19 protein-coding genes are annotated in these 26455 nt (G+C 68.6%); 10 read left to right on the top strand and 9 right to left on the bottom strand.

The features are described from left to right. Positions 1-8: 8 nt before the first annotated feature. A complete protein-coding gene (locus OG405_RS09840) occupies positions 9-1580 on the bottom strand; it encodes a succinic semialdehyde dehydrogenase (RefSeq protein WP_327151311.1) in 1572 nt (523 codons plus the stop codon). 180 nt (positions 1581-1760) lie between these two features. On the opposite strand from OG405_RS09840, the gene OG405_RS09835 reads away from it, so the two are divergent. Beyond that, on the top strand, positions 1761-2462 hold the full coding sequence (locus OG405_RS09835) for a TetR/AcrR family transcriptional regulator (RefSeq protein ID WP_327151310.1): 702 nt from the start codon (positions 1761-1763) through the stop codon (positions 2460-2462). Positions 2463-2534: 72 nt separating this feature from the next. Here OG405_RS09835 and recD read toward each other — a convergent pair whose 3' ends face one another. The 3 genes from recD to recC are packed head-to-tail and all read right to left on the bottom strand — an operon-like array spanning position 2535 to position 11324. Further along, on the bottom strand, positions 2535-4481 hold the full coding sequence (gene recD, locus OG405_RS09830) for an exodeoxyribonuclease V subunit alpha (protein WP_327151309.1): 1947 nt from the start codon (positions 4479-4481) through the stop codon (positions 2535-2537). Continuing rightward, a complete protein-coding gene (locus OG405_RS09825; RefSeq protein WP_327151308.1) occupies positions 4478-7840 on the bottom strand; it encodes a UvrD-helicase domain-containing protein in 3363 nt (1120 codons plus the stop codon). The genes recD and OG405_RS09825 overlap by 4 nt, the downstream gene beginning before the upstream one ends. Before the next feature lie 37 nt (positions 7841-7877). Continuing rightward, the gene (gene recC, locus OG405_RS09820) at positions 7878-11324 is read right to left on the bottom strand and encodes an exodeoxyribonuclease V subunit gamma (RefSeq protein WP_327151307.1); all 3447 of its coding nucleotides are present in this window, start codon (positions 11322-11324) and stop codon (positions 7878-7880) included. Positions 11325-11649: 325 nt separating this feature from the next. Between recC and OG405_RS09815 the strand changes: the two genes are divergently transcribed. Continuing rightward, positions 11650-11862: a hypothetical protein gene (locus OG405_RS09815; RefSeq protein WP_327151306.1), complete on the top strand. Its 213-nt coding sequence runs from the start codon at positions 11650-11652 to the stop codon at positions 11860-11862. Between the two features lie 51 nt (positions 11863-11913). After that, positions 11914-12792 (top strand): serine hydrolase, encoded by an 879-nt coding sequence (locus OG405_RS09810; protein WP_327151305.1) that lies wholly within the window; start codon positions 11914-11916, stop codon positions 12790-12792. Between the two features lie 89 nt (positions 12793-12881). On the opposite strand, the gene OG405_RS09805 is transcribed toward OG405_RS09810, so the two are convergent. Next, positions 12882-14366 carry a cytochrome P450 gene (locus OG405_RS09805; protein WP_327151303.1) on the bottom strand — a complete coding sequence of 495 codons (1485 nt, stop codon included), beginning with the start codon at positions 14364-14366 and terminating at the stop codon, positions 12882-12884. A 248-nt stretch (positions 14367-14614) separates the two neighbouring features. Between OG405_RS09805 and OG405_RS09800 the strand changes: the two genes are divergently transcribed. The 3 genes from OG405_RS09800 to OG405_RS09790 all read left to right on the top strand — a co-directional run bounded on the left by OG405_RS09800 (position 14615) and on the right by OG405_RS09790 (position 18124). Beyond that, positions 14615-16093, top strand: coding sequence for an NAD(P)/FAD-dependent oxidoreductase (locus tag OG405_RS09800; protein ID WP_327151302.1), 1479 nt, complete (start codon positions 14615-14617; stop codon positions 16091-16093). Between the two features lie 77 nt (positions 16094-16170). Next, positions 16171-17061, top strand: coding sequence for a hypothetical protein (locus OG405_RS09795; RefSeq protein ID WP_327151301.1), 891 nt, complete (start codon positions 16171-16173; stop codon positions 17059-17061). Positions 17062-17245: 184 nt separating this feature from the next. Then, positions 17246-18124, top strand: coding sequence for a hypothetical protein (locus tag OG405_RS09790; protein ID WP_327151300.1), 879 nt, complete (start codon positions 17246-17248; stop codon positions 18122-18124). 40 nt (positions 18125-18164) lie between these two features. Here the strand turns inward: OG405_RS09790 and OG405_RS09785 are convergent, their stop codons facing one another. Then, positions 18165-19664 (bottom strand): MFS transporter, encoded by a 1500-nt coding sequence (locus OG405_RS09785; RefSeq protein WP_327151299.1) that lies wholly within the window; start codon positions 19662-19664, stop codon positions 18165-18167. Between the two features lie 113 nt (positions 19665-19777). On the opposite strand from OG405_RS09785, the gene OG405_RS09780 reads away from it, so the two are divergent. Next, positions 19778-20908, top strand: a complete 1131-nt coding sequence (locus OG405_RS09780) for a lycopene cyclase family protein (protein ID WP_327151298.1) — start codon at positions 19778-19780, stop codon at positions 20906-20908. Beyond that, entirely contained in the window at positions 20908-21813 is a 906-nt protein-coding gene (gene ku / locus OG405_RS09775; protein ID WP_327151297.1) for a non-homologous end joining protein Ku, read from the top strand. The genes OG405_RS09780 and ku overlap by 1 nt, the downstream gene beginning before the upstream one ends. Before the next feature lie 3 nt (positions 21814-21816). On the opposite strand, the gene OG405_RS09770 is transcribed toward ku, so the two are convergent. Then, positions 21817-22308, bottom strand: a complete 492-nt coding sequence (locus tag OG405_RS09770) for a GNAT family N-acetyltransferase (RefSeq protein ID WP_327151296.1) — start codon at positions 22306-22308, stop codon at positions 21817-21819. Positions 22309-22479: 171 nt separating this feature from the next. Here OG405_RS09770 and OG405_RS09765 point away from each other — a divergent pair, with 171 nt between their 5' ends. Beyond that, the gene (locus OG405_RS09765) at positions 22480-23385 is read left to right on the top strand and encodes a universal stress protein (protein WP_327151295.1); all 906 of its coding nucleotides are present in this window, start codon (positions 22480-22482) and stop codon (positions 23383-23385) included. 15 nt (positions 23386-23400) lie between these two features. On the opposite strand, the gene OG405_RS09760 is transcribed toward OG405_RS09765, so the two are convergent. Next, positions 23401-24312: an LLM class F420-dependent oxidoreductase gene (locus OG405_RS09760; protein ID WP_327151294.1), complete on the bottom strand. Its 912-nt coding sequence runs from the start codon at positions 24310-24312 to the stop codon at positions 23401-23403. A gap of 156 nt (positions 24313-24468) precedes the next feature. On the opposite strand from OG405_RS09760, the gene OG405_RS09755 reads away from it, so the two are divergent. Then, positions 24469-25359: an alpha/beta fold hydrolase gene (locus OG405_RS09755; RefSeq protein WP_327151293.1), complete on the top strand. Its 891-nt coding sequence runs from the start codon at positions 24469-24471 to the stop codon at positions 25357-25359. A gap of 33 nt (positions 25360-25392) precedes the next feature. Here the strand turns inward: OG405_RS09755 and OG405_RS09750 are convergent, their stop codons facing one another. Beyond that, positions 25393-26367: an LLM class flavin-dependent oxidoreductase gene (locus OG405_RS09750; RefSeq protein WP_327151292.1), complete on the bottom strand. Its 975-nt coding sequence runs from the start codon at positions 26365-26367 to the stop codon at positions 25393-25395. Positions 26368-26455: the final 88 nt, after the last annotated feature.

Below are 26455 nucleotides of genomic sequence, written 5' to 3'. Positions count from 1 at the left end.
GAAGCGGCCTACTTCTGGCGCAGCGTCTTCATAACGCGGAAATAGAGTGTCATGGTTTTCGCCCACATCGCCTCCGACATCCCCGGCAGCGGTGCGATCGGAAGCATGCGCTGAACTGCGATTGTCTGGGTGTCGACGTATTTGAGCAGTCCCTCCGGACCGTGCCGGCGGCCGGTTCCCGAGATCCCGACTCCGCCGGACGGCGCGTCGGCACTGCCCCAGGCAGCGATGAAACCTTCGTTCACGTTCACCGACCCCGCATTGATCCGCGCGGCGAATTCCCGGCCGCGCGACGCGCTGCGTGTCCAGACACTGGCATTGAGACCGTACGGGGTGTCGTTGGCCTGTGTCACGGCCTCGTCGTCGGTGGCCACCTTGTAGATCGAGACGACCGGGCCGAAGGTCTCCTCGCGGTACACCGTCATCTCGGCGGTGACATCGGTGAGCACCGTCGGCTCGTAGAAATACGGGCCGAGATCGGGGCGGTGCACGCCGCCTGCCAGTACCGTCGCGCCCTTGGCGACCGCGTCCTCGACATGGGCGCGGACCGTATCGAGTTGCCGAGGGAAGGTCAGTGAACCCATATCGGTCGAGTAGTCCAGCGGCGATCCCAGCTTCAGCGCTCTCACCGCGGGGACGAACTCCGCTACGAACCGGTCGTAGACCTTCTCGTGTACATAGATGCGCTCCATGGATTCGCACAGCTGACCGGCCGAGGCGAAACTGGCCCGAACCGCGGTGCGAGCGGCAGCGCCGGGATCGGCGTCCGACAGCACCAGCAGCGGGTTCTTACCGCCCAGTTCGAGCGAGCAACCGATGAGACGTTCACCGGCCAGGCGGCCGATGGTGCGGCCGGTGGCGCTGGAGCCGGTGTAGTCGACATAGTCGGCGCGGGCGATCACCTCGCCGCCGATCACCGAACCACGGCCCAGCACGATCTGCCAGAGATCCGCCGGGAGCCCGGCTCGGACGGCCGCATCGACGGCCCACAGCGCGGTGAACGCCGTCTGATTGTCGGGCCTGCCCACGACCGCGTTACCGGCTACCAGCGCGGGCAGCGCGTCGGAGACGGCCAGCGCGAGGGGGTAGTTCCACGGCGAGATCACCGCGACCACGCCCTTGGGGCGTTGGCGTACCTGTACATCGGTGAGCACCGGCAGCACACCACGCGGATTGCGACGCGCCAGAAGTTTGGGTGCGGTGGCGGCGTAGTACCGGGAGTTGACCGCGACGTCGCCGACCTCGTCGAAGGCGTGTGCCCTGGATTTACCCGTTTCGGTCTGGACGATGTCGAGGATGGTGTCCTGTTCGGCGAGTACCAGATCGTGGAAGCGGCGCAGTATCGCGGCCCGCTCCCGGACCGGCACCTGCGCCCAGCGCCGCTGCGCGGCGCGGGCGCGCTCGAAGGCGGAGTCGATATCGGCGACCGAGGACTGCGGCAGTTCGGCGATCCGTTCGCCGGTGGCCGGTGCGGTCACCGTGACAGCCGGAGCACCTCCGGCCGCGGCCCGGGCGAGCAGTGGTTCCACCAGATCCGGGTTCAGCGCGGCGGTGGTGGCGGGACGCTGGGCGGTCGTCATCGTCGGCGTACTCCTGAGCGTTCTCGCGCCGCGGCCGCAGAACCACAGCGAAAAGGATTAATTGAACAGTGGTGTTAGGGTAATCCCCGTGCCGTACGCCGTGTCAAGGGCTCCGTTCCATGCAACAGTCCGGAACCGCCGGAAGCTGTGGGATTTCACAGACAGGCCGGAGGAACGAACGTGAGCGCGTCGAACCTCGAACAACCCGCCCGCCGCGGCCGGCCGCCGCAGACGCAGGAACAGGCCGAACAGGTACGCGCACGGATCGTGCGGGCGACCGCCGAGGTGTTCACCCGCAACGGCTCACGCGGATCGAGCGTCGCGCAGATCATCGACGAGGCGGGGCTGTCGCGTCCGACCTTCTACCGCTATTTCGCCAACGCCACCGAACCGCTCAACGCGGTACTCGATGTCTCCAATGCCGCACTCGTGGGCGGAATCGGGGCCGCGCTCGAAGCGTCCGGTGAAGGTGTGGATCTCGGTATCCGGCTCATCGACGCCTACCTGGGCTGGGCCCGCGGCCACGGTCCGATGCTGCGGCCGCTGTTCGCCGAACTCTACGATCCCGGGTCACCGGTCTCGGCGTACCGCAACACCGCCCTCGACGGGATCCGCGCGATTGTGCGCACCAAATTCGCCGAGCTGGGCCGTCCGGTACCGGCACTGCTGGACCTCGACGCAGCACTGCACGTGTGCGAGTACGTGGTCTACCGGATCTCGGGCGCGGTCGAACCCGGCCGCGAGCCCGATCCGGATACCGTTGCCGCGGCCCGGCTGACGATGATCCGCGTTGTACTGGCGACCCTGGGCAATACCGACGATGTGCACTACGCGATGAGCCTGCCCGGTATCTTCCCGGCGACGGACCCTGCCGGTGACTGACCACTGCGACGGCGACCGGCACCACCGCCGTGCTCGGTGGAGCCCGCTCCTCATCAGCTCACGGCGCCGGATCTAGCTCTCGGCACCGGCCGGCACCGGTACCGCATCGTCGGAGCTCAGGCCGCTGGCGCGGAGGACGTGCCGGTCGATCGCCGCGCGAATGGCCGCCTCGGTCCCGATGATGCGCACATGCCGGCGTGCACGGGTGATCGCGGTGTAGAGAAGTTCGCGGGTGAGCAGGCTCGATCCCGGCTCCGGTAGGACGATGGTCACCGCGTCGTACTGACTGCCCTGGCTGCGATGGATGGTCATCGCGAAAACTGTGACGACCGCGGGGAACTGAGTGGGGTGAACCAGATATGGCTCATCTCCGCGCTGCAGTGCCACCCGCAGCGACCCGTCCGGGCGGGAGACCACCACCCCGGTGTCACCGTTGTAGATCCGGGCCTCGTGATCGTTGGCGGTCACCAGCAGTGGCTGCCCGGGATACCAGGTGCCGTACCGGTTCTCCGGCCCCGAGCCCGCCATCGCGGCCCATTCGGCCGCCGCGCGGTCCCACTGCTCGACCCCGTACGGGCCCCTGCGGTGAGCACACAGCAGACGGTGCGATTCGAAGGCGGCGAGGGCGGCGGCGGCATCGCCGGCGCGTGCCGCCGTGGTGACCTCCTGCGCGGTGGCGACGACATCGGCCCGGACAGCGGCGATTTCATCCGGACCGAGCAACTCGAGCATATCGCCGCCCGCCCGCAGCAGTTCCAGAGCGGCGTCGGTTTCGCCCGCCCGAACGGCGACCGCGAGATCGGCGATCCGGCCACCGAACCGGCGGCCCCGCGTCAGCCGGACGATACCGCCACGCAACCGGGTCCGTTCCGATTCGGTGAGAGTTTCGCTATCTGCCCGGTCGGCGATTGCCGCCCCGGTTTCCCCGGCCGCCGTGAGTTCGGCACCGAGCACCTCCTCGAAGGAAGGGTCGGCGGTCCCGGGAAAGGGTGCCGCCACCAGGTCGGCGAGCACCGCGCCGGCGTCGACCGAGGCGAGCTGATCCGGATCACCGGCCAGGACGAGCCGGGTATCGGGCCGCAGCGCCGCCAGCAGCCTGCTCATCATGGTCAGCGAAACCATGGATGTCTCGTCGACGACCACCACGTCGTAGGGCAGCCGGTTGTGTTCGTGATAGCGGAACCGGGTGGTCCGGCCGCGCTGCCAGCCCAGCAGCCGGTGCAGCGTCGCGGCGGACAACTCCGGCAGGCCCAGGGCGGGCGCCTGATCCCGGACAGCCTCCTGCAGCCGGGCGGCTGCCTTACCCGTGGGAGCAGCCAGCGCGATCCGCGGCGGCACGCCACCGTTCCCGGGATCGGCAGCGTGCTGGGCCACGAGCAGCGCGAGGATCCGGGCGATGGTGTGTGTCTTACCGGTTCCGGGGCCGCCCGCGACAACCGTGGTCCAGTGGGTGGCGGCAAGCGCGGCGGCGATGCGCTGCCGGTCGACGGTGGTCTCCGGCGGGCCGAACAGACGGTCGAGTTCGCGACGCACCACGGCCGGATCGGTCTGCGGATGGTCGGCGGCGCGGGCGGTGAGTACCCGCCGGATGATCTGTTCCTGCTGGTAATAGCGATCCAAGTAGAGCAGCGGGCCGGTCCCCGGACGAGACGGGTCGGTGAGCCGGAGCGGACGCAACGGCCCGTTCGGGCCACCCAGCACCAGCGGACTCTCCCGCAGTTCCTCGATTACCCGTGCCTCCTCGGGCCACGGCAACTCCGCGGGATCCACCAATAGTTCCGGGCGTTCCGCGTCGGCGTCCACACCGATCTCACGCATACGGGTGAGATCCAGGCATACCGATCCCGACCGCACCGCGCGCACCGCCAGTGCGGCGGCGAACAGTACCAACTCGCGGTCCTCCCCGCCGAGCCTGCCCAGCCGTTCGGCCACATGCACATCGGCGGCCGAGAGCACTCCCGCCTCGTTGAATTCGCGCAGCATGCCGGTCCCGCGCTGCGCCACCCGGATGGGTATCACGAAGCACCTCCGGCGAGCAGGTCCGACAAAGCGATGATCAGGCCGGGAGGCGGGGTCCAGTCGAACACCCCGGCCCCCGCCGGGGTTCCGGGGCCGATCATCCCGCGGACGAAGAGGTAGCGGATCCCGCCGAGATGCACCGCGGGGTCGTAACCGGGCAGTCGCCAGCGCAGGTACCGGTGCAACGCGACCGAGTACAGCAGTGCCTGCAGCGGATAGTGCGACCGGATCATCTCCGCGATCATCCGGTCGCGGGTGTAGTGGGCGACCGTGAGATCGCCGGTGCCCAGACGGTTCGTCTTGTAGTCCACGACCACGCAGCGCTGGTCCGGGCTGCGCAGTACCGCGTCGATACTGCCGGTCAGGTACCCGCGTAACGGAATATCGTCGAGGGTGTCGAGTTCGTCGGCGTAGGCATAGAAATCGTCGCCGGGGTCCAGGTGCGCGCGCACGGCGCCGGCGATCGCGCGCAGGGTGGCGGCCGAACCGGCTGGAGTATCACCACCGGCCAGCGGAAGTTCGAATTCCAGTTCGCACAATCGGTCCCGGCTCGGAATATCGGCGAGGGCGCCGAATCCGATCGGGGTTCGCAGGACCTCCACCAGTGCCTTCGCCAGCAGATCCGGGTCGGCGGCGGAGAGCATCTCACCGATCGATTCGGCGCAACGGGCCCGCACTTCTACCGCCAGGTCGGAAGCATCGGTATCCACCCGCTCCAGCACCTCGTGCACGAGGGTCCCGAATTCCGCACCGTAGGGCAGGTCGTTCATCAGCGATGACGCCCCCGGTCCGGGTTCGGCGAGCGGTGCGGGGACTTCGGGTTCGTCGGCGGGGCCCGGCGCATCCTCCGGTTCGGACTCCGGTGCGATCAGGTGAGCAGTGGCCGTGAGCGCCGAATAGGAGGTGCGCCGCCAGTACTCGTCGATATCACGATCGAAGGTGGCCACGGCCAGGGCCCCCGATCCGGAATCGGTCCAGGGACGGAATACGGGGGGCTCGGCGGCAGGGTCGGCGGCGGTCACCGAGATCGACTCGCCCGCACCGGCCGCCCAGGCACGGAGCCGATCGACCACAACGCTGTCCTCGGCGACCGCGGCCCGGGCGCTCGGTTGCGCCGCGTCCGGTGTGCGGCCGAACAGCAGCCGGTGCAGCGGTGCGATCGCGGTCCCGAACGAAGGCGCCCACCAGGCGACAACCTGGCAGCACGCCCGGGTCAGTGCCACGTAGCACAGCCGCAGTTCCTCACCCGCGGATTCGCTGTCGGCACGTTCCTTGCGCGCGTTGTATCCCGGGGCATCCGGGCCGCCGATATCCAGCACCCGGACGTCGCCGTCGTGCATCAACAGGGTGGCGGGTCTGGGATCCGCGGAGCTGTCCCAGGCGAACGGCAGGTAGACGACGGGGAATTCGAGGCCCTTGCTGGCGTGTACGGTCGCGATCTGCACGGCCGTGATATCGCGGTCCAGGCGCCGGCCCCGGCCGGGGACCGATCCCGACGTGGGCTCGCGCACACGGTCGGCCAGCCACCGGGTCAGCGCGGTGAGACCCAGCCCCTCGGTGACCGAGACCTCGTCCAGCAGCTGGGCGATATGCCGTATATCGGTGAGCCGGCGTTCGCCGTGTTCCACGGCGAGCAGTCGCGGTGCCAGCCGAGTGCCGGTGGCGAGCTCGTCGAAGACGGCGGCGAACCCGGCACGGGCGAACAACCGCGCCGCATCGCGCAGTTCGGCACTGACCCGCCCCACCAGATCCGCTCCCCCGGTGTCGAGTTCGGCGCCGGTGTACCCGAACAGGGGGGTGAGCGCGGCCAGGCGTACCCGGTCCGCACGATGCGGCTGCTCCAGAGCCCGGAGCACCCACAGCCAATCGGTGGCGCTACGGGTCGCGAAGATACTGCTGCCGCTCGCCAGGACCACGGGAACACCGGCTCGTTCGAGCGCGGACCGCACCACTTCCAGCTGAGTATGGGTACGGACCAGCACGGCGATATCGCCGGGCCCTATCGGCCGTTCCGGCTCCTCGGCCGAAATGATCTCCGCGGTGTGCTCACCAGGTCGGGCGCGCGGCGAATCCGCCACGACGGTGCCGGATTCGAGAAGACCGACGATATCGGCTGCCAGATCGGCCGCGACGCGCGCCCGCTGCCGATGAATGTTCGGGAATCCGGAAACACCGCGGTGGCCGGCGCCGGTACGTGGGAGGCAACGCAACCGCAGCGGAGTGATCACTTCGGCCGGGCCGCGCAACCGGGACCGAGGCTGTGTCGGCGTCACCGCGGGCACCACGATCTCGTCATGACCCAGTGCCGCACCACCGAGCAGATGTTCGAGCGCAGCGAGCAGGCCGGCATCGCTGCGCCTGTTCGTGGTGAGTTCGCGGCGCGCGCCGGCATGCCCGACCGCGTCCAGATAGCTCAGCACCTCGGCGCCCCGGAACGCATAGATCGCCTGTTTGGGGTCGCCCACCAGTACCAGCGGACGGTAACCGTGGAAGGCCCTGCGCAGGATCTCCCACTGGAGTGGATCGGTGTCCTGGAACTCGTCGACCAGCACCACCCGGTAGCGGTCGCGGATACGCCGGCACGCGGCCGGGCCGCGCGCCGGATCGGCGAGGATATCGCGGAGCAACACCAGCAGATCGTCGAAATCGCGCAAGCCCGCGAGACGTTTACGACGTTCGGTCTCCGCCCGTACCGCAGCCGCGAAAGCGATGCGCTGTGCCGAGGCATCGTCGGTATCGGGGGCCAGCCGGGCCTGCCGATCGCGGACCGCCGCCGCGGCGAACCGCTGGGCCTGTTTCACCGAGAACGGCGCCGGCGTGCGCGCGTAGCGGCTCAGGTACAGATCGTCGACGACGGTCCGGATCAGTTCATCGGCCTCTTCCACCAAACGGGCCCCGGGGTCGTGATCACCGGCCAGACCCAGCTCGGCCAGCATGCGCTGGCAGAAACTGTGGGTGGTGGCGATGACCCCGGCGTCGAAATCCGAGAGGGCGGCGCGCAATCGGGTCCGGCGCGCGCGTACCTCCTCCGGATCGGCCGCGGCGAGATAACGGACGAGTTCGTCGGAGGAAGTGCGGGCGGTGCCCGGATCGGCGAGTGCGGCGGCAACGGCGACGAACCGGTCGCGGGTGCGTTCGCGCAGTTCCTGGGTCGCGGCGCGACTGAAGGTGACCAGCAGCAGGCGGGAGATATCCACTCCGGCCTCGGCGACATAGCGGACGGCGAGACCGACGATCGCGTAGGTCTTACCGGTACCCGCGCTCGCCTCCAGCACAGTGGTGCCCTCGGGCAACGGGCCGCACAGTTCGAAAGCGTTGCCCGGTACTTCCGGAGCGGCCACCGTGGTCGTGATCGTCACTGTTGCTCCGTCCCACGGTTGCGCGCGTGTCCTGCGGTCACGGGGCCCCCTGCTGTTCGGCGCGCAGCAGCGGCACCCACAGCCGGCGGGCGATCGACCCGAAACGGGTGTTCTCGACCGGCTCCCCGGCGGGCGCGGGCGTTGCCGTGAGATCACGGAGGTCCGGCGCCGGACCCCAGACGTAGCGCAGATTACGGTCGGTGTGCTCGGCGAAATCCTTGGTCTTGTCACCACCGCCGAACTCCCGTTCGGCGGCGACGATCGCCTCCTCCGGCGTGAGCCGCCGGTACCGCGCTTCGGCGTAGGCGGCGGTGGTCGCGGTGGGAATGGGCAGCGGTTCGGTGAGGCCGGTATCGCGCAGCGCGACCAGCGTGCGCAGCATCGTCATCGCATCGGCCGCACCGGGGGCGGTGAGTTCGGCGCGCCACGCCGGAGTGGGGAACCGTCCCCGGCCGGTGACCGCGGCCCGCCACGAGCGCTCCTCGGTGCCGGCCAGCGCCAGCAGCGAAACCCACGCCGCGATCCGGTGTTTCGGCGCGACCCGCGAATACGTGGTGCGCACCAGCAGCTCGCCGCGTACATCGGCGACAGTGCCGGTGAGGCGGCGACCCGCGCCCAGGTCGAGCGCGATATCGATATCGCGCGGCGATTGCGCGTAGTCGGGACCGGCCGCGCGGACCAGGGTTTCGACGGTGCGTTCGACCTGGTCGAGCACGCCCCGGCCGAGCTCGGCCGGGGGCAGGGTCCCGCGCCGCCATTCCGCGGCGCGCAGTTCGGCCGGATCGGCACCGGCCAACCGCGCTGCGAGCATTCGTTCACCGAGCGCCCAGGTGTCGAGTCCGCCGAACTCGATGGGGAGCCGGTCGGCGATATCGTCCTCCTGGTCGGGGACCCGCACACCCAGCCGCTGCCACAGGAAGCCGCGCACCGGATGTTCCAGGAAGGCGATGAGCTCCGCCAGCCCGACCTCGGTGGTCTCGGCGCCGGGCAGGTTCCCGGCGAACAGTCGCGGTGGGGCAACGAGTGCTCCGGTGATCGCCCGGGCCCCCGCGAAAGCGACGGTATCGAAACCGAACGGCCGGTCGGCGGCGAAGTTGCGGGGGTCGTGCGCCTGCAGGGGATGACGGGTGAGTACCTCCGCCATATCCGCGGCCCCGACGTGTGCGCGCAGCACATCCAGGAGTTCGGCGACCGGAACCGCGGGCGGCCGATAGGCGCCGGTGACGGGATCGGCGCCGGTGTGAACGATCACCAAAGTGTCACGGGCGGCGGTGATCGCGTCCAGTAGGATCTGGCGGTCCTCGGATCGCGGATCGCGCTCGCCCAGCAGGGGTTCGCGGGCCGGCACCTCGTCTCCGTCGATACCCGCACCGCGGGGGAAGACGTCATCGTCCACACCCAGCAGCACCACCACTCGATGCGGGACCGACCGCATCGGGGTCATCGTGCACACGGTGAGTTCCCCAGTGCGGAAATTGGCATGGGTCGGGGCGGCCGCGAGCCGGCCCTGCAGCAAGCCGGTGATATCGGCGAGCCGCAACTCCACCTCGCCGGCATGGGCGGTGGCGGAGGCCAGTTCGCGGCGTGCCTCGGTGCGGATCCAGGCCTGTGACTCGGGCACATCGGTCAGCAGATCGAGCGCCCGGTCGAGTACGGCCGACCACTGCGCGGCAGGCGCCGGCCCCTGCAGATCCCGCAGCACCGAGGCAAGCCGGTCGATGTACTCGGCGAACCGGCCCGCCAGATCGATATCGTTGCTGTCCACATCGTCGAGCGGCAGCACCCGATCCAGCCAGCCCCGCGAACTCTCGTCGGCTGTCACACCGAGCAGGATCCGGTCCACCGCCGCGTTCACAGTGTTCTGCTCGAAATCGCCGAGACCGAAGGCGTGGCGCTGCCGTCTGCCGATCCCCCACCGGGCGCCGGCCTCGACGGCCCACTCCCGCATTCGTTCGATATCGTCGTCGTCGAATCCACACGCACGCCGGACCGGCTCGTAGGCCGCGAGGTCCAGTACCTCGGTGACGGTGACCCGGCTACGAGCGAGTTCCAGCAGTGTCACGATCACAGCCAGCAGCGGATTGGTCACCGCCCGGCCGCGGTCGGCGAGGCGCACCCGCAGTCGATGGCCCGGATGCCCGGCCCCGGCGCGGGATTCGGCACCCACCACTGCGGGATGCCCGAACGCGGCGCGGAGCAACGGAGCGAAGGTCTCCACCTCCGGGCACATGACGAGCACATCGCGTGGCTCGAGGGAACGGTCGGCGGCGAAGAGCCCGAGCAGACACTCGCGCAGTACCTCCACCTGCCGGACCGGGCCGTGACAGGCGTGCACCTGCACACTGCCGTCCGCGCCGCACTCCTCCGGCGCGGGCGGCCAGTGGTCGTCGCGGATGCCGCGCTGCACATATTCCAGCAGTGTCGCCGGACCTTCGTCGCTGCCGGAAGCTTTGTCGGCGTGGACCGCCCGGCCGCCGATGGCACCCCGCGCGGGCGAGCCGTTCTCCGGGTACCGGATATCGGTGGCGGGCGCGGGCAGGCGCAGCTGGAGTTCCCGGATATCGCGGCTCAACCCCGCCAACAGCGGATGACGAACCCGAGTGGCCGAAACATCTTCCACCCGTCGCTCTTTCGGAGCGAAACCGACCAACGAGTCCCACATGACCGGACTCGGATGGGCCAGCCACAGATGCAGATCGCGGTGTTGGGCCAGCGCGGTGAACACCGCCAGATGGGCGGCGGGCAGCCGGGTCGCGCCGAAAAGGGACAGCCGAGCCGGGAGATCCACCGCCCCCGGTTCCGCCCGCAGCCGCGCGCAGGTGAGCGCGAGGCGCTCGGCCGGGTCGGGGGCACCGACCGCGTCGCGCAACCGCCGCCACAGCGCCGGCTGCCAGACCAGATCATCGGGCAGCGGGCGACCGGTGCCATCGGTATCGGCGCCCGCCGACCATTCGGCGATCAGGCCGGGGCGCTGGACCGCGTACCCCTCGAACAATGCCGCCAGCCGGGCAGCGGTCGCGTATCGGCGTCCGCGCCGATGATCGGCTATCGCAGCGGGCCCGCCCTCGTCCCGGACGGGTTCGGGATCATCGGCCGATCCGCCGGGATCCAGCCCGAGATGCCGGGCGAGGACGGCGCACCACGGTTCGTGTACCGATTCGTCTATCACCCGCAGCAGCCGCCAGACCGTACGGTCGGGCGACCACGGATCGTCGGGCGGGGCGAGTCCGCCGATCCGTGTGGATATCTCTTCGACCAGCGCGCCCGGCGCGGGGAACCGGATATTCGCCGCGATCCCGTCGCCGCCGGCATCGGAAGCTCCCAGCACTTCCGAGAGTTGCTGTGTCAGCCAGCGTTCCACCCCTTTGGCGGGAACCGCGACCACTTCGGCAGTGAACGGATCGGGCAGCGGGTCGGCGAGCATCCCGGCCAGCGCGGCCACCAGCGTTTCCGTGCGCTCGGCACGGTGGATGTGCAGCGGCATCTCCGCCCTTTCGCTCGGTTCCGATCACCGTCCTCGGTCGCATCCGCACAACTCGGGCGGGCGCATCGTCCACCCGTTTATACGCCCGCTGTCCGACACCGCTCGCCAAGGCCCCACGACAGACCGGACAGGTCGCGGACAGCGGATCATCACCCGAATGCCCCTAGCGCCAATGGCATTTACCGGATAGTCCATTGAAGCGCACAGTGATTTAGCGCACATGAGTCACCGACACGCGGTCGTATGGCCGGGATCTCGCGCACGCACTGTGTCACAGTGCAACTCCGGGAGGAACGGTTACCGCACGAAAGGCTGGTTCGCGCCGATGAAAGCGCTGGTTGTGCCCTTGATACCGAAAGACGGATTCACCGTCCGCCGGTCCGGTGACAGGTGGGAGCTCGTCAACTCCCGGCACTACGGACGCACCGTCGTTCTGCACTCGTGGCCACGCGATCAACACACCGAAGCATTCGAACACTGCTACCGCCTCAACGGCCGCGCCGCCGCCGCACTGAAGGCCACCGCGCCGGTCCGCTAGCAGTCCGGGAAAACGTGCGCGCAGAGCGCCGATATGACAAGGTGTTCCCTCGTGCGTTACCCCCAGCTCACCGGTGCGGCTCCCCGCGTGGCCGCACCCGCCACTGTCCTGGCCGCCGCCGCGATCCTGTTCGCCGGTGTGCCCTCCGGTATGCCCTCGGCCGATGCCGTCCCGCATGCCCACACCCAAGGTTGCGCGAACGGATTCGATTGCGATCTGGCCGCCCGTGTCGAGTCCGTGAACTCGTACCTCGACACCCGCCCGGGAGTGACCGGTTACGTCCTGAGAGACCGGCAGACCGGCGCGGTGTACGCGAGTCCGCATGCCGAGGATATGGTGTGGACCGCATCCACCATCAAACTCGCCATCGCCTCTGATCTGCTCAATCGCGCCCGCGTCGGCGCGATCACGTTGCCGCCGGAGGACCGTCGGCTCATGGAGCAGATGATGTCCACCTCCAACGACCAGGCCACCGACATCCTGTGGAACAAGCATTCCGGCTTCGACGGCCAAGCGTTCAACAACGCGTTCCGGGCGAACGGAATGACCAGTCTCCGGCCCGAGCCTTCGCCCAACGGCCGTCCCAACTGGGGTTTCCAGAAGACGACCGCCGCGGATCTGGATCGGCTCATGTCGAATGTACTGGACCGGATGCACCCCGACGATCGCGGCTACCTGCTCGATCTCATGCGCCGGGTCGATTCCAATCAGCACTGGGGCGTATGGGGGGCCGGCGCGGCCATGCGGCCGGGCCTGAAGAACGGCTGGTCCGAGGAGCAGGGCGGCTGGGTGGTGAACTCGGTCGGTTTCGCCGGACCGGGAGAGCGCTACACGCTGGCGATCATGACAGCGATGAACAACGAGGGCGGCTACCAGGACGGGGCCGAAACCGATACGACCGTCGCCGAGAAGCTGCTGTCCGGACGCTGATCACCGCGACCGTAGAATTCCGGGCCCCGTGTCGACACGGGGCCCGGATTCGTCTCCGGCCTCGACGTACCGGGTGAGTCGAGTCGCTCTCAGGCGAGCCGGCGCAACTGCATCGGAGCGTCGTCGCGCGGGAACGGGATCGTGGTGAACCCCCACGGCATCCGATAGGTCTCCGGGAAGCTCCACTCGTAGTCCCGCACCAGCGCCGAGATGATCGTCTTGACCTCGAAGGTGCCGAAGTGCATCCCGATGCATTTGTGCGAACCGGCCCCGAAGGGCATCCAGGCGAGCCGGTGCGAACGGTCCTCACGCCGTTCCTCGGAGAACCGCAGCGGATCGAAGACCTCGGGGTCGGTCCAGAGCTCTTCGAGTAGATGGTTGACCTGATATCCGAGATCCACAGGTGTTCCGGCGGGGATGTAGTGACCGAGGATCTCGGTATCGCGGACGGCGCGGCGCACCATTCCGGGCACCGGCGGCATGAGTCGCAGGCTCTCCTTCATGACGAGATCGAGGCTGCGCAGCGATTCCAGATCGGCGATGGCCGGAGACTGGTTGTCCAGATCCAGTGCCAGCACCTCCTCCCGCACCTTCTGCTGCCATTCCGGATGTTTGCCCAGGTAGTAGGCCACGGCGGTAGCGGTGGTCGTGGTGGTGTCATGGGCGGCCATGATCAGGAAGATCATATGGTTGACCACGTCGGCATCACTGAACACCGAGCCGTCTTCGGCCCGCGCGTGACACAGGCCGGAGAAGAAATCGGGTGCGTCGCTGCGCCGCTTCGCGGGCAGCATCGCGGTGAAGTAGTCCTCCAGCACCTTGCGACCGCGCAACCCCGCGCGCCACTTACCTCCGGGCACGTTGTGGCGCACGATCGCCAGCCCGGCATGGGTGCAGGCGACGAAAGCGTCGGTGAGCTCCTTGCGCTGGTCACCGACCTCGACGGCCATGAAGGTCTCACCGGCGATATCGAGGGCGAGTTCTTTGATCGCTGGGAACAACTGCACGGTACGGGCCGCGCCCTGCCCCTCGGGCACCCAGCGGCCGATGCTCGAGCGGACCACCGGGGTGAGTTCGGCGAGGTGGGCCTCCAGGCGTTCCCGGGTGAATGCCTGCTGCATGATCCGGCGGTGGAACATGTGCTCGTCGAATTCGAGCAGGAGCAGTCCGCGGCGGAAGAACGGCCCGATGAAGTAATCCCAGCCCTGTCCGAAATCGCGGCGGCGGCGGCCGAGCACCTCGTCCAGCGCCTCGGGCCCGGCGGCGAACACTCGGTCCAGACCCATGGAGCTGTTGATGTTGACCGGGCCGAAGCGGCGGTATTTGTCCAGCATCTCCGCCGGACCCCAGCGCATGTAGTGGAAGGTGCGTCCCATATACGGAAGGCCCGCATCACCGCGTACGGCTACGGTATCGCTACCGTCGGGTGGCGTGGCCAGTGTCCGCGGCCGGCTGGGCACTGTCAGCAGCAGACGGTCGACCATACTTCGGTGCGGAATCTCGATGAGCGCCGAATTCTCGGTATCGGTGCGCGCACGCGCTCGTGGCGTGGCAACACGGTCCACGGTGACCATGGCGAAACCTCCTGAGAGACAGCACCCATCGTATTGTCTTTGTTGCATCGGCTCTGCTGTTTCCACCGAATCGGTATCATCCCGCCTCCCGCCGTGACCACGACGCAATGGCTATCGTGGTGAGTTGCCACACCACCGCGGGTGAACAACGGACATCTAACTGTGTCGTCCACGGGTACTGCTACTACCGTGTGCGTTGTCAGGAAATGATCACCAGGGCACCGGCGAATCGCCGGCGAGGAGCGACCATGAGCACGCAACCTGTTGGGAACGGCCGGCACCGCGTCGTGGTGATCGGATCGGGTTTCGGCGGCCTGTTCGGCACCAAACACCTCAAACGTGCCGATGTCGACGTCACCCTCATCTCCAAGACCACCACCCACCTCTTCCAGCCACTGCTCTACCAGGTCGCCACCGGTATCCTTTCGGTCGGCGAGATCGCACCTGCTACCCGGCTGGTCCTGCGTAAACAGAAGAACGCCCGGGTACAGCTGGGCGAGGTCACCGAGATCGACCTGGAGAAACGCACCGTCACCTCGGTGCTGCTCGGCGAATCGACGGAGACCGCCTACGACAGCCTGATCGTGGCCACCGGCGCCCAGCAGTCGTATTTCGGCAACGACCAGTTCGCCACCTTCGCCCCGGGTATGAAGACCATCGACGACGCCCTGGAACTACGCGGCCGCATCCTCGGCTCCTTCGAACAGGCCGAAGTGGCGCAGACCCAGGAAGAACGCGACCGCCTGCTCTCCTTCGTGGTGGTCGGCGCCGGGCCGACCGGAGTCGAACTGGCCGGACAGATCGCCGAACTGTCCGACCGCACATTGGAGGGGACCTTCCACAACATCGATCCGCGCGATGCCCGGGTGATCCTGGTGGAGGGCGCGGGCGCGGTCCTCGGACCGATGGGTCCGAAACTGGGCGGAAAAGCCCAGCGGCGCCTGGAGTCCATGGGGGTGGAGATCCAGCTCAACGCCCTGGTCACCGATGTGGACGCACACGGAGTCACTGTGAAGGACGCCGACGGCACCAGCCGCCGGATCGAATCGGCGTGCAAGGTCTGGTCGGCCGGGGTCCAGGCCAGCCCACTGGGCAAGATGCTCGCCGACCAGTCCGACGGCACCGAGGTGGACCGGGCCGGTCGAGTCGTGGTGGAACCCGATCTCACTGTGAAGGGGCATCCGAACGTCTTCGTCGTCGGCGACCTGATGTCGGTGCCGGGGGTGCCGGGGCAGGCCCAGGGTGCCATCCAGGGCGCCACCTATGCCGCGAAGCAGATCAGGTCGGAGCTCGCCGGTAAGCAGACAGCGCAGGATCGCAAGCCGTTCAGCTATTTCAACAAGGGCAGTATGGCGACGATCTCGCGTTTCAGCGCCGTCTGCCAGGTCGGCAAGCTGGAATTCGGTGGATTCATCGCCTGGCTCGCCTGGCTGGGCCTGCACCTGTACTACCTGGTCGGCTACCGGAGCCGGATCACCACCATCTTCCAATGGTTCGTCACCTTCCTCGGCCGCACCCGCGGCCAGATGGCGGCGACCGAGCAGTGGATCTTCGCCCGGCTGGCACTGGAGGCGGTCTACAGCGACAGCGAAGAGGGCGAGGAGATCGTGCGCGGTGCGGCGGGTCGCCGACCGCCGGCTCCTTCTCCCGGCACTCCGGCCGTCACAGCCGAAACCGTCGACCCCGGCACGCCCGAGAAACCGGGTGGCGATCGCAAAGTCGGCTGAACCGGCCGACCTCCCCGATCCCGCACCTCTCCGAAGCTAATATCTGGCAAACAGATTATCTCCGAAGAGAGGCGACCATGGGTAAGCACAGGACAACCGTCCGGTCCCGGCGTGCTGCCGGATCGGTCGTCGCGGCGGGAGCCGTCCCGCTCATCGCGACTCTGATCGGCGCCGGTACCGCCCACGCCGATGCGATCCCCGTTCCACCCCCGCCACCTGCCGTTCCTTCCGTACTGTCGGCACTCCCCCCGCTACCTGCGCTACCGGCCGGACTGTTCCCGCCCACACCGGATCCCGCCGGGGATCCGGTGGGTGCGGTCGCCGGAGCGGTCGAGGAGACCACCCGCGCGGCCACCCAGGCGGTGACCGATGCCGTCGACGCGGCTACCGCACAGTTCACCCACCCGGTACCCGGGGCCCAACTGCCCGCGGCGCCGATACCGGCGGCAACGCCCGAAACGCGCTCCCCCGCCGAGGACACATACCCGGCGCCTGAGCACGCGCCAGGATCCACCCGCGCGGCCGCACCGATCGAGGCGCCACCCGGCACGCTGCGGGTCGGCGACCTCGAGGTGACCCTGCCGTTCGATACACGAGAACTCAATGCCGGTGCCGCCCGGACACAAGAACAGCTGACGGCCTTCCTGGACTCGGCCGGGATCGAGCGCAGCCGGGCCGACCGGGTCGCCGCCCAGGCGATGAGCTCGGGCCTGATCGGCGCCGGGATCGGTGCCGCGGTCGCGGCACCGGTGGCCATCCCGTTCGCGATGGTCGGTGCCGTCGCGGGTTTCGTGGTGGGGCTCCCTTTCCTCCCGACCGGACTCGTCGTCGGGCCCGTGCTCGGCGCGACCATCGCCTACGGGATCGTCACGGTTCCGGCGGCGATAGCCGGAGCGGCAATCGGTGCCGCGTACGGTGCGACCGATGGTTTCACCACCCAACCGTTCGGCCCACTACCCCCGCTGTAAACCACATGCCCCTGGCCCTGCCCCACACCAGGCATACCAGCGATCTGTCGGCCAACTGATACGCCGCTGCCCGGAACCGGCCGAAGATTCCACTGATGCAAGGCGGCTGAACAGGTTGAACCCATCCGTGACGCCCTCTGGAACGAATGTCTGGCAAACCGACAATTTCCGGAGAAAGGCGACCATGGGTAAGCACAGGGCAACCGGCACATCCCGGCGTGCTGCCGGATCGGTCGTCGCGGCGGGCGCGATCCCGCTCATCGCGACACTGATCGGCGCCGGCACCGCCAATGCCGAGGTACTCCCCGCTCCACCCGCGTCATCCCCGATTCCCGCCGCGTTACCGGCGCTGTTCCCGGTCCCGATCGCTGCGGTGGATCCGCTCGGCGCGGCCGCCGGCACGGTGCAGGAGGCGGCCCGCGGCGCCGTCCGGTCCGCCACCGACTCGATCACCGCGGCCACCGCACCGTTCACCCACGCCGCACCCGCGGCGCCCGCGGTTCCACGACCCGCCGTGATCGCCGATCCGGCACCCACCCCCGCGACACGACCGGTTCCGACCTACACCTATCTGGGGCCCCAGGGCGAATTGCACGCACCCGAGGCGGTGGCACCGGTGGCGCCGATCGAAGCGCCACCCGGCAAACTGCGGATCGGGAATGTCGAGATGGACGCACCCTTCGACGTGCGTGAGATCAACACGGGCGCCGCCCAGACCGAAGCGCAGTTGGCGACGTTCCTGGATTCGGTGGGTGTCGAGCGCAGCCGGTCCGACCGGATCGCCGCCCAGACCCTCGGCTCGGCCGCGATCGGCGCCTCGGTCGCCAATACGCTGGCCTCGCCGATCGCCGGCACCTCGGCCATGGTCGGCGCAGTCGCCGGATTCATCTCGGGTATTCCCTTCCTGCCGATCGGCCTGGTCATCGGCCCTGTGCTCGGCGCGGCCATCGGCTACGCGGTGATCGCAGCTCCGGCGGCCGCCGCCGGCGCGGCCATCGGCGGAGCGATCGGCGCGGCGGACGGTTTCGCCGCCGCGCCGTACGGCACCCCACCGGCGCAGTGATCCGCGGGTGGCCGCCCGGCTCTCGGCCGGCCGGCCACCCTCACCGGTCGGTCGCCGTCGAGCCCGCCGACGCTTCTCCTCTGCCGACCACGAAGGCGACGATCCCCATCAGCAGCAGCACCCCGGCTCCGGCGGCGATGGACGCGTGCGCGCCGTTGACGAAGGATTCCCGCGCCGCCACCAGCAGTCCGGAATCGGACGCGTAGTGGTGGACAGTCTCGCCCAGGGTCGGCGCGAAGTCGCCACCGGAGCGGAAGACGAGCGCCGCGAGCGAGCCGAGCAGGGCCAGCCCGAGAGCGTTCCCGAGTTCGAAACTGGTTTCGGAGATCCCGACGGCCGAACCGGCTCGTTCCGGTGGCACCGAAGCGACCGCGACCTCCGATACCAGCGTGAACACGATCCCATAGCCGATACCGGCGATCGCCGACCCGGCGACATACCAGCCCGTGCCCCCGTCGGCGCCGATCCCGAGCACCAGCAGGTTCCCGGCGGCGGCCAGCACCAGTGCCACCACGAACGCCCACCGCACACCGAGCACCCGGCCCACCGCTGCCCCGTTCACCGCGAAGATGAACACGGTAACGGCCATCGGTATCCCCAGGACGGCCGCCTGCAACGGGTCGCGCCCGGTCACCGACTGCAGCCAGATACTGCTCAGATAGCTGAGCCCGGCCAGCGACATCATCGCCGCGGTGCTCGACCCGATGGCCACCGAGAACCGGGCCCGGGCGAAAAGTGCCAGGTCGACCAAGGGATCGGCCAGCCGCCGCTGCCGGCGCACGAACAGGACGAGAACGGCCACGCCGACGAGGGCACCGCCGAGCGCCTCGATATCGGGCCCGGATTCAGCGATGCGTTTCACCGCGTACACCGCGGGCAGGATGCCGCCGATGGACAGGATCACGCTGGGCAGATCCAGCGGGCCCAGTGCGGTGGCTCGGTGCTCGGGCAGCAGCAGGGGCGCGAACACGAGCAGGACCAGCAGCACCGGCACATTGATCAGGAACACCGAACCCCACCAGAAATGGTGCAGCAGGACCCCTCCGATGATCGGCCCGACGGCCGATCCGCCGGCGAAGAACGCCGTCCACACTCCGATGGCCGTCGAGCGCTGCCGCCGGTCCGGAAAGAGATTGGAGATCAGAGCAAGACTCGACGGCAGCAGGGTGGCCCCGCCGAGACCCATGAGCGCGCGTGCCGCGATCAGCACCTCGGCGCTGGGCGCGAACGCCGCGAGAGCCGAGGCGATGCCGAACACGGTCGCACCCGCCACGAGTATGGTGCGCCGGCCGATCCGGTCACCCAGGTTCCCCATGGTGATCAGCAGGCCCGCGATCAGGAATCCGTATATGTCGAGGATCCACAACTGCTGGGCGGCGGTCGGATCGAGGTCGTCGGTGAGGGTGGGCAGCGCGAGGAACAGCACCGACATATCCATGGACACCAGCAACACGGGCAGCAGGAGCACGGCCAGACCGAACCAGGCGCGCCGCCCGGCCCTCGTATCCGGTGCGGTCCGCGCCGCCTCCACGTTCGTCATCGATGGTCCTTCCAAGTCGTCGGTTCACCCAGTCGTAACACGTTCGCCCCTGGCGACTGTTCCGGACCGCCGCACAAACCGGCGATGATCACAGCCACCCCGGCGTACGCCTCATGACGCTGCCGTGTTTCGATCCGTCGGTGAGCGCCGATATCGCCATCTGCGGGCTCGGGCCGGCCGGGCGCGCGCTCGCCCATCGCTGCCTGGTTCGCGGGATGACCGTCCTCGCCGTGGATCCGAATCCGCGGCGTCGCTGGCGCGCGACCTACGCCGTCTGGTCCGATGAGCTGCCCGCCTGGCTGGACCGTTCCGTCATCGCGGCCACTGTCACCGCACCGCGCGCCCACGGCCTGCGCGAACACATCATCGCTCGCGCGTACTCGGTGCTGGACACCGCCCTGCTCCAGCAAACGCTCGATCTCACCGGCGCCACGGTGGTACCCGGCCGGGTGGTTTCACTGGACCGGCACACGGTCATGCTCGACAGCGGCCGCGCCCTGCGGGCAGGACGGGTCGTCGATGCGCGCGGACTGCGGCGCCGTCCGCGCCGCGCCGAACAGACCGCCTACGGCCTCATGCTGTCGGGCGACCCGATGCCGGACGCACTGTTCATGGACTGGCGGCCGGACAACGGAGCGGATCCCGGCACGCCACCGTCGTTCCTGTACGCGGTCCCACTCGGGGGTGACACCGTCCTGTACGAGGAGACCTGCCTGGTGGGTGCCCCCGCCCTCACACCGGAAGAACTCGCCCGCCGTCTTTACCACCGGTTGCGGGCGCGCGGTATCGCGCTGCGGGGCGACGAACCGATCGAGCGGGTCCGTTTCCCGGTCACCGGTGGTAGACCCGGAGCCGGGCGCTTCGGCGCGGCGGGCGGATATCTGCATCCGGCCACCGGCTACAGCGTCGCGGCCGCACTGTCGGCCGCCGATACCGTCGCCGCCGGCGGCTCGGGCTGGACCCTCGCGGCCCACACGGTCTACCGGCTTCGCCGGGCCGGATTGCGTGCGCTACTGGCGCTGCCGCCGGCCGATATCCCCCGCTTCTTCGACGCCTTCTTCGACCTCGATACCGAACTGCAACGCGCCTATCTCTCCCGCCGCGACGACCCGGCGGGCACGCTCACCGCCATGTCCGGGCTGTTTTTCGCACTCCCGACGGGCGTCCGGGCCCGGCTCACGGCGGCGACACTCGGTCTGCGACCGCTCTCGCCCCGGCCGTCCAGTTCGGTCATCATGGAGTGATGCGGTCAATCTGGAAAGGCTCGATCGCGTTCGGGCTGGTGAACGTCCCGGTGAAGGTCTACACGGCCACAGAGGACCACGACATCAAATTTCACCAGGTCCACGCCAAAGACGGCGGCCGGATCAAATACGACCGTGTGTGCACCATCTGCGGGCAATCGGTCGCATTCGCCGATATCGATAAACAATACGAATCGCCGGACGGGGAGAAAGTCGTCCTCAACGACGACGATTTCGCCAAACTCCCGGTGGCCGAGAAACACGAGATCCCGGTTCTGCAATTCGTACCGTCGGATCAGATCGACCCCATCCTGTACGACAAGACGTACTACCTGGAGCCGGATTCCAACACGCCGAAGGCGTACGTGCTGCTGGCCGCCACGCTCGAACGTATCGACCGCACCGCGCTCGTGCATTTCACGCTCCGCCAGAAGACCAGGCTGGCGGCCATGCGGGTACGGGACGGGATGCTGGTGCTACAGACCCTGTTGTGGCCCGACGAGGTGCGCTCGGTTTCCTTCGAATCCCTGGAGGACGCCACCGCGCCGCGTCCCCAGGAGATCAAGATGGCCGAAACGCTCGTCGAATCGATGTCGGAGGATTTCGAACCCGACCAGTACACCGACGAATACCAGGTCGAACTCCAGCGCCTGCTGGACGAGGCCGTCGCCAGCGGGGACGGGAAAGCACCGGAACGCCCCGAGGCGGCCGCGGCGGAGACCGACGCCGAAGTCGTCGATCTCGTGGCCGCGCTACAGCGCAGCCTGGAAGCCAGCGGAGCCGGGGGCGAGTCCGAACCGGCGAAGAAAACGCGGAAATCCTCACCCCGGAAAGCGACGGCGCGAAAAGCAGCCGAGCCGAAAGCACGCAAAACAGCGCAGAAGCGAACCCGGAAAGGCGCCTGAATATCAGATCGCTTGGATGAACCAGTCGAGCCGGCCCTCGGCATCGGCAACGGTGTGGTGGTAATGGAAACCGAGCCGGTGTGCCAGTGCGATCGCCGCCGTATTGTCCGGATCGATACGCAGTACCGCCTCGTCGGCAAGATCGTGGCGAGCCAGATATCGGCACGCCAGGACCACACTTCGGCCGGCGAGCCCGCGCCACGGTGCGTAGATTCCGTAGGCGATATCGGCCTGGCGTTTCGCCAGGAATTCCTGTTCGACCGCGAGGTCCAGGGTCCCGGCCAGCGTATGGGATACGACGTCCACGACGCCGAACGTCTTACACGGACCGTCCTGCGCCCATTCCTCGGCGCAGCGCTCGAAATCGGCGACCACATTCGGAGTTCCGGGTCCCGCGGTACGCCGTACCGATTCCCGATTCCGGGCAGCCCGATGCGCGGTGGCGTCGGCCACCTCGATCGGCCGTAGCCCGATCACCCCATCCGATATCAGCACGCGATTATGATCGGCATATTCCGCCGTATTCGACAAGCGTCGACTACGGCGCGCCGCATACGAATCGCAGGTGGCACATTGTGGCGGCGAGCAACAATTCCGCGATATTCCGTCAGTGGGACACGCCCAGAGGGTACCGCCGCGGCCGCTTGCCGGAGGGATACTCGGCTCATGACCGAACACGAAGACGATCCGCACCGGCTCGTATCCGCTGCCGTCGTAGTGGGCACCGACGGTTCTCCCGCCGCGCATTCGGCCATCCGCTGGGGAGCCACGGTAGCTGCCCGGCGGAGTCGGCGCCTGGTCATCGCCTACGGCATGAACGCGACTCCGGCCAAGACTTGGCTGGTCGCCTACCAACCGATGGTCGACGAAGCCGTCCAGACGCTGAAGACCCATGGTGAGCAGGCACTCGCGACCGGATCACAGATCGCCCGCGAGGCCGCACGGAACGTCGACGTCGATACTCTGCTCTCGGAGCAGAGCTCCGCGAAAATGCTGATCGAACTGTCGAAATCGGCCCATATGGTGGTCCTCGGATCGCGGCGTAGCGGTGCGGTCGCACATCTCGGATCGACCATTCTGGCGGTCGCGTCACACGGCCGCGGCACGATCGTCGCCGTCCGCGAGAACGGTGAGGACATCACCGAGGGTCCTGTGGTCGTCGGTGTCGACGGCAGCCCGGTCAGCGACACCGCGGTGGCCGCGGCGTTCGCCGAAGCCGCCGAACGCGAAACGGATCTGGTCGCGGTGCACACCTGGAGTGATCTGACCTTCACCGAGTTCGCGAGTACCGGATTGATCGAGATCCCGGCCGAGGATCTACAGACCGCCGAACAGGCGGTGCTGGCCGAGCGGCTGGCCGGCTGGCAGCAACGCTACCCAGAGGTCACCGTGCGGCGCGAGGTGTATCCGTCGACCCCGGCGCAGCATCTGCGCGAATGGTCCGAACGCGCACAACTGATCGTGGTCGGCAGCCGGGGGCGCGGCGGGTTCAAGGGGTTGCTGCTGGGGTCGACCAGTCAGTCGCTGGTTCAGCACTCCGCCTGCCCGGTCATGATCACCCGGCCGGGCTGACGAGGCTCGGGCCGCTCAGCCGGCCAATCCGGCCAGCAGCTCCCGGGTGCGCTGCGCCTCGGCGCCGCCGGCGAAGACCGAGGCGACGAATTCGGTGGCTCCGGCGTCGAAGACATCGCGAATGCGCGCCGCGACCTGATCCTCGGATCCGATGATGGCCAGATCCGCGGGTCCGTCGGCCCCTTCCCGATCCATCATCGCCCGATACGACGGCAGCATGCCGTAGGTCGCGAAGGTTTCGGCGGCCCGGGCCCGGGCACCGTCCACATCATCGGTCACCAGAACGGGCAGCGAGCACACGATGCGCGCGGGCGGCCGTCCTGCTTCCGTGGCGGCGGCACCGATGGTCGGGGCGATATGGTCACGAATCGTGGCCGGTCCGGTCATCCAGAGAACGGTGCCGTCGGCGCGCCGCCCCGCCAGCCGCAGCATCTGGGTACCGAGAGCCGCCAGCAGCACCGGGATACGGCCCTCGTCCGGGATCCCGAGTTCCAGATTGCCGCTCAGGGTCTCGCCGGTGAACGACGCCGGACGCCGTTCCAGTAGCGGATCCAGCACCATGAGGTACTCGCGCATATGGCGGGCGGGCCGTTCGAATCCGTACCCGTACATGTTCTCGATGACCACCTGGTGGGACAGCCCGATACCGAGAGTGAGGCGATCCGGGCCCACTGCGAGCGCGGTGGTGCGCGCCTGCTGGGCCAGCGCACCTGGATGCCGCGGGTAGGTGGGCACCACCGCGGTACCGAGTTCGATATCGGGGACCTGGCTACCAGCGACCGCCAGCGCGGTGAGCGCGTCGACGCCGAAGATATGCGAGAGCCACGCGGAGGTGAACCCTTCGTCGGCGGTCCGGCGGAGATCGTCGGCGAGCAGCCGCAACGCGTCGGGTCCGGACCGTTCACTGAGCAGAATGCCGATTCGCACGGTGCGCCTCCTCGTGCAGTGGGCGGGTGGGTCATTTCCGGTTCGTTCGGGCGTCGAGCCTACCCCGGGCCGGAAGAATTCCGGCCGCCCGCGACGTCGTGCCGACGCGCCCACGACATCCTCGACCCGCGCCCCGCAGCGGGGCATGCTGGGCATATGGACGAGTTTGCGAGCTGGCGGTCGAGCGGAGCGCGTTTCACCCATCGCGGACACCAGATCTTCTGGCGCGCGGGCGGTACCGGATCGTCCGGAACCCTACTGTGCCTACACGGGTTCCCCACCGCGTCCTGGGATTGGCACATGCTGTGGCCTGAGCTGTGCGAGCAGTTCGAGCGGGTACTGGCCCCGGATCTGATCGGTTTCGGCTGGTCGGCCAAACCGCAGCACTACGACTACACCATCGTCGATCAGGCCGATCTGGCCGAACAGTTGCTGCGCGAACAGGGCGTGGAGAATTTCCACATCCTGGCCCACGACTACGGCGATACGGTGGCCCAGGAGCTGCTCGCCCGAGATGCCGAACGCCGGGCATCCGGCGACCGATCGCTGATGATCGAGTCGGTCTGCCTGCTCAACGGCGGCCTGTTCCCGGAAGCCCACCGGCCGCGGCCGATCCAGCGACTGCTGGCGAGCCCCCTGGGTCCGCTGGTCGGCCGGTTCGGCAGCGAGAAGACCTTCGCGCACAGCCTGAACGCGGTATTCGCCGCCGATTCCCGGCTCGACGAGGAGCAGATGCACCAGTTCTGGATGCTGTGGTGCAGTAAGCACGGGAAACGCAACGGCCACAAACTGATGGGTTATATGGCCGAGCGACGTACCCACCGGCAGCGCTGGGTCGGGGCGTTGACCCGCCCGCAGGTCCCGGTCCGGCTGATCGACGGGTTACGCGATCCGGTATCGGGTGCACCGATGGTGCGCCGCTACCGCCGGCTGATCGCCGAGCCCGACGTGGTCGAACTGCCCGAGGTGGGTCACTATCCGCAGCTCGAGGCGCCGACCGAAACTCTGCGCGCTTTCCACGAGTTCCATACGACCCGGGTGGGATAGCGTCGTCACCGGGCCGAAGCGCCGGTGCACAGCTCAGCCCGCGATGATCCGCGCCAGCGCGCTATCGGAGGCGGCCAGTGCGTCCCGGTCGTAGGTAGAGGTGGTGACCAGCAGTTCGTCGGCCCCGGTTCGGTCGGTGAGTTCTTCGATCCTGCGGCGCACGGTCTGTGGCGTACCCGCGACCGCGTGGCGCACGGTCGCTTCGACGCGGCGGCGGGTCTGGTCGGTCCACGGCTGATTCGCGATCGCGGCTACCGGCTCCAACGGCGGGAATTCACCGGTCGTACGGGAGCGTGCCATCGCCCAGGCTTCGGGTAGGACCAGTGAGCGGGCCTCCTCGTCGGTTTCGGCGACGGTGACGTCCAGCGCGATCGTCACGCCCGGGCGCTGCGCGCGCGGGCTGGGCCGGAAGTCACGGCGGTAACCGGCGAGTGCGGCAGCGATATCCGGGCTGTCCACCAGCGGTCCGCCGAGCACTGCCGGCAGACCCAGTCGCGCGGCGACCGCGAGTCCCTGCCCAGTAGCCAGGACGAACATGGGCACCGTCCGGTCGGTCACCGGGTGCGCGGTGACGGGTCCGGCTCCGTCGAGGTAGTCACGCAATTCGGCCAGTTCCTCCGCGAACCGGTCCGGCGGGTCTTCCTCCTGCCGCATGGCCCGGCGAACCGGAGCGGTGAATGCCGGTGAGCGACCGAGCCCCAGATCGACGCGGGCGGGGAACAGGGCCTCCAGCATGAGGAACTGCTCGGCCACCACAAGTGGCTGATGGTGGGGCAGCATCACCCCGCCGGACCCGATCCGGATCGTCGAGGTCCGCGCGCCCAGTGCCGCGAGCAGAACGGGTGGCGAGCCGGACGCGATCCCGGGCACCGCATGATGTTCGGCCACCCAGAAGCGCCGATACCCGGATTTCTCGGCCGCCACGGCCCGTTCGACGGTATGGGTCAAGGCGGCCGCTTCGGGTTCCCCGACCCGGGTCCGCGACCGGTCCAGCAATGACAGTTCCACGCTCGTAGAACACCGTGCGCGGTCCGACTCTTCCGCCCTCCTCCGAGACGGACCGCGACGCCGGGTTCCGGGTGGGCGCCGATCTTTG

Source organism: Nocardia sp. NBC_01329 (genome assembly GCF_035956715.1).
Taxonomy (GTDB): Bacteria; Actinomycetota; Actinomycetes; order Mycobacteriales; family Mycobacteriaceae; genus Nocardia.
The sequence above is the reverse complement of the archived record's forward strand: the minus strand, read 5'-3'. Positions and strand labels throughout refer to the sequence as shown.

Excerpts from the sequence above, each read along its gene's own strand:
- OG405_RS09840 (WP_327151311.1), bottom strand. The coding sequence starts at position 1,580 with ATGACGACCGCCCAGCGTCCCGCCACCACCGCCGCGCTGAACCCGGAT.
- recC (WP_327151307.1), bottom strand. The coding sequence starts at position 11,324 with ATGCCGCTGCACATCCACCGTGCCGAGCGCACGGAAACGCTGGTGGCC.
- OG405_RS09815 (WP_327151306.1), top strand. The coding sequence starts at position 11,650 with ATGAAAGCGCTGGTTGTGCCCTTGATACCGAAAGACGGATTCACCGTC.
- OG405_RS09805 (WP_327151303.1), bottom strand. The coding sequence starts at position 14,366 with ATGGTCACCGTGGACCGTGTTGCCACGCCACGAGCGCGTGCGCGCACC.
- OG405_RS09800 (WP_327151302.1), top strand. The coding sequence starts at position 14,615 with ATGAGCACGCAACCTGTTGGGAACGGCCGGCACCGCGTCGTGGTGATC.
- OG405_RS09795 (WP_327151301.1), top strand. The coding sequence starts at position 16,171 with ATGGGTAAGCACAGGACAACCGTCCGGTCCCGGCGTGCTGCCGGATCG.
- OG405_RS09790 (WP_327151300.1), top strand. The coding sequence starts at position 17,246 with ATGGGTAAGCACAGGGCAACCGGCACATCCCGGCGTGCTGCCGGATCG.
- OG405_RS09785 (WP_327151299.1), bottom strand. The coding sequence starts at position 19,664 with ATGACGAACGTGGAGGCGGCGCGGACCGCACCGGATACGAGGGCCGGG.
- OG405_RS09780 (WP_327151298.1), top strand. The coding sequence starts at position 19,778 with ATGACGCTGCCGTGTTTCGATCCGTCGGTGAGCGCCGATATCGCCATC.
- ku (WP_327151297.1), top strand. The coding sequence starts at position 20,908 with ATGCGGTCAATCTGGAAAGGCTCGATCGCGTTCGGGCTGGTGAACGTC.
- OG405_RS09765 (WP_327151295.1), top strand. The coding sequence starts at position 22,480 with ATGACCGAACACGAAGACGATCCGCACCGGCTCGTATCCGCTGCCGTC.
- OG405_RS09755 (WP_327151293.1), top strand. The coding sequence starts at position 24,469 with ATGGACGAGTTTGCGAGCTGGCGGTCGAGCGGAGCGCGTTTCACCCAT.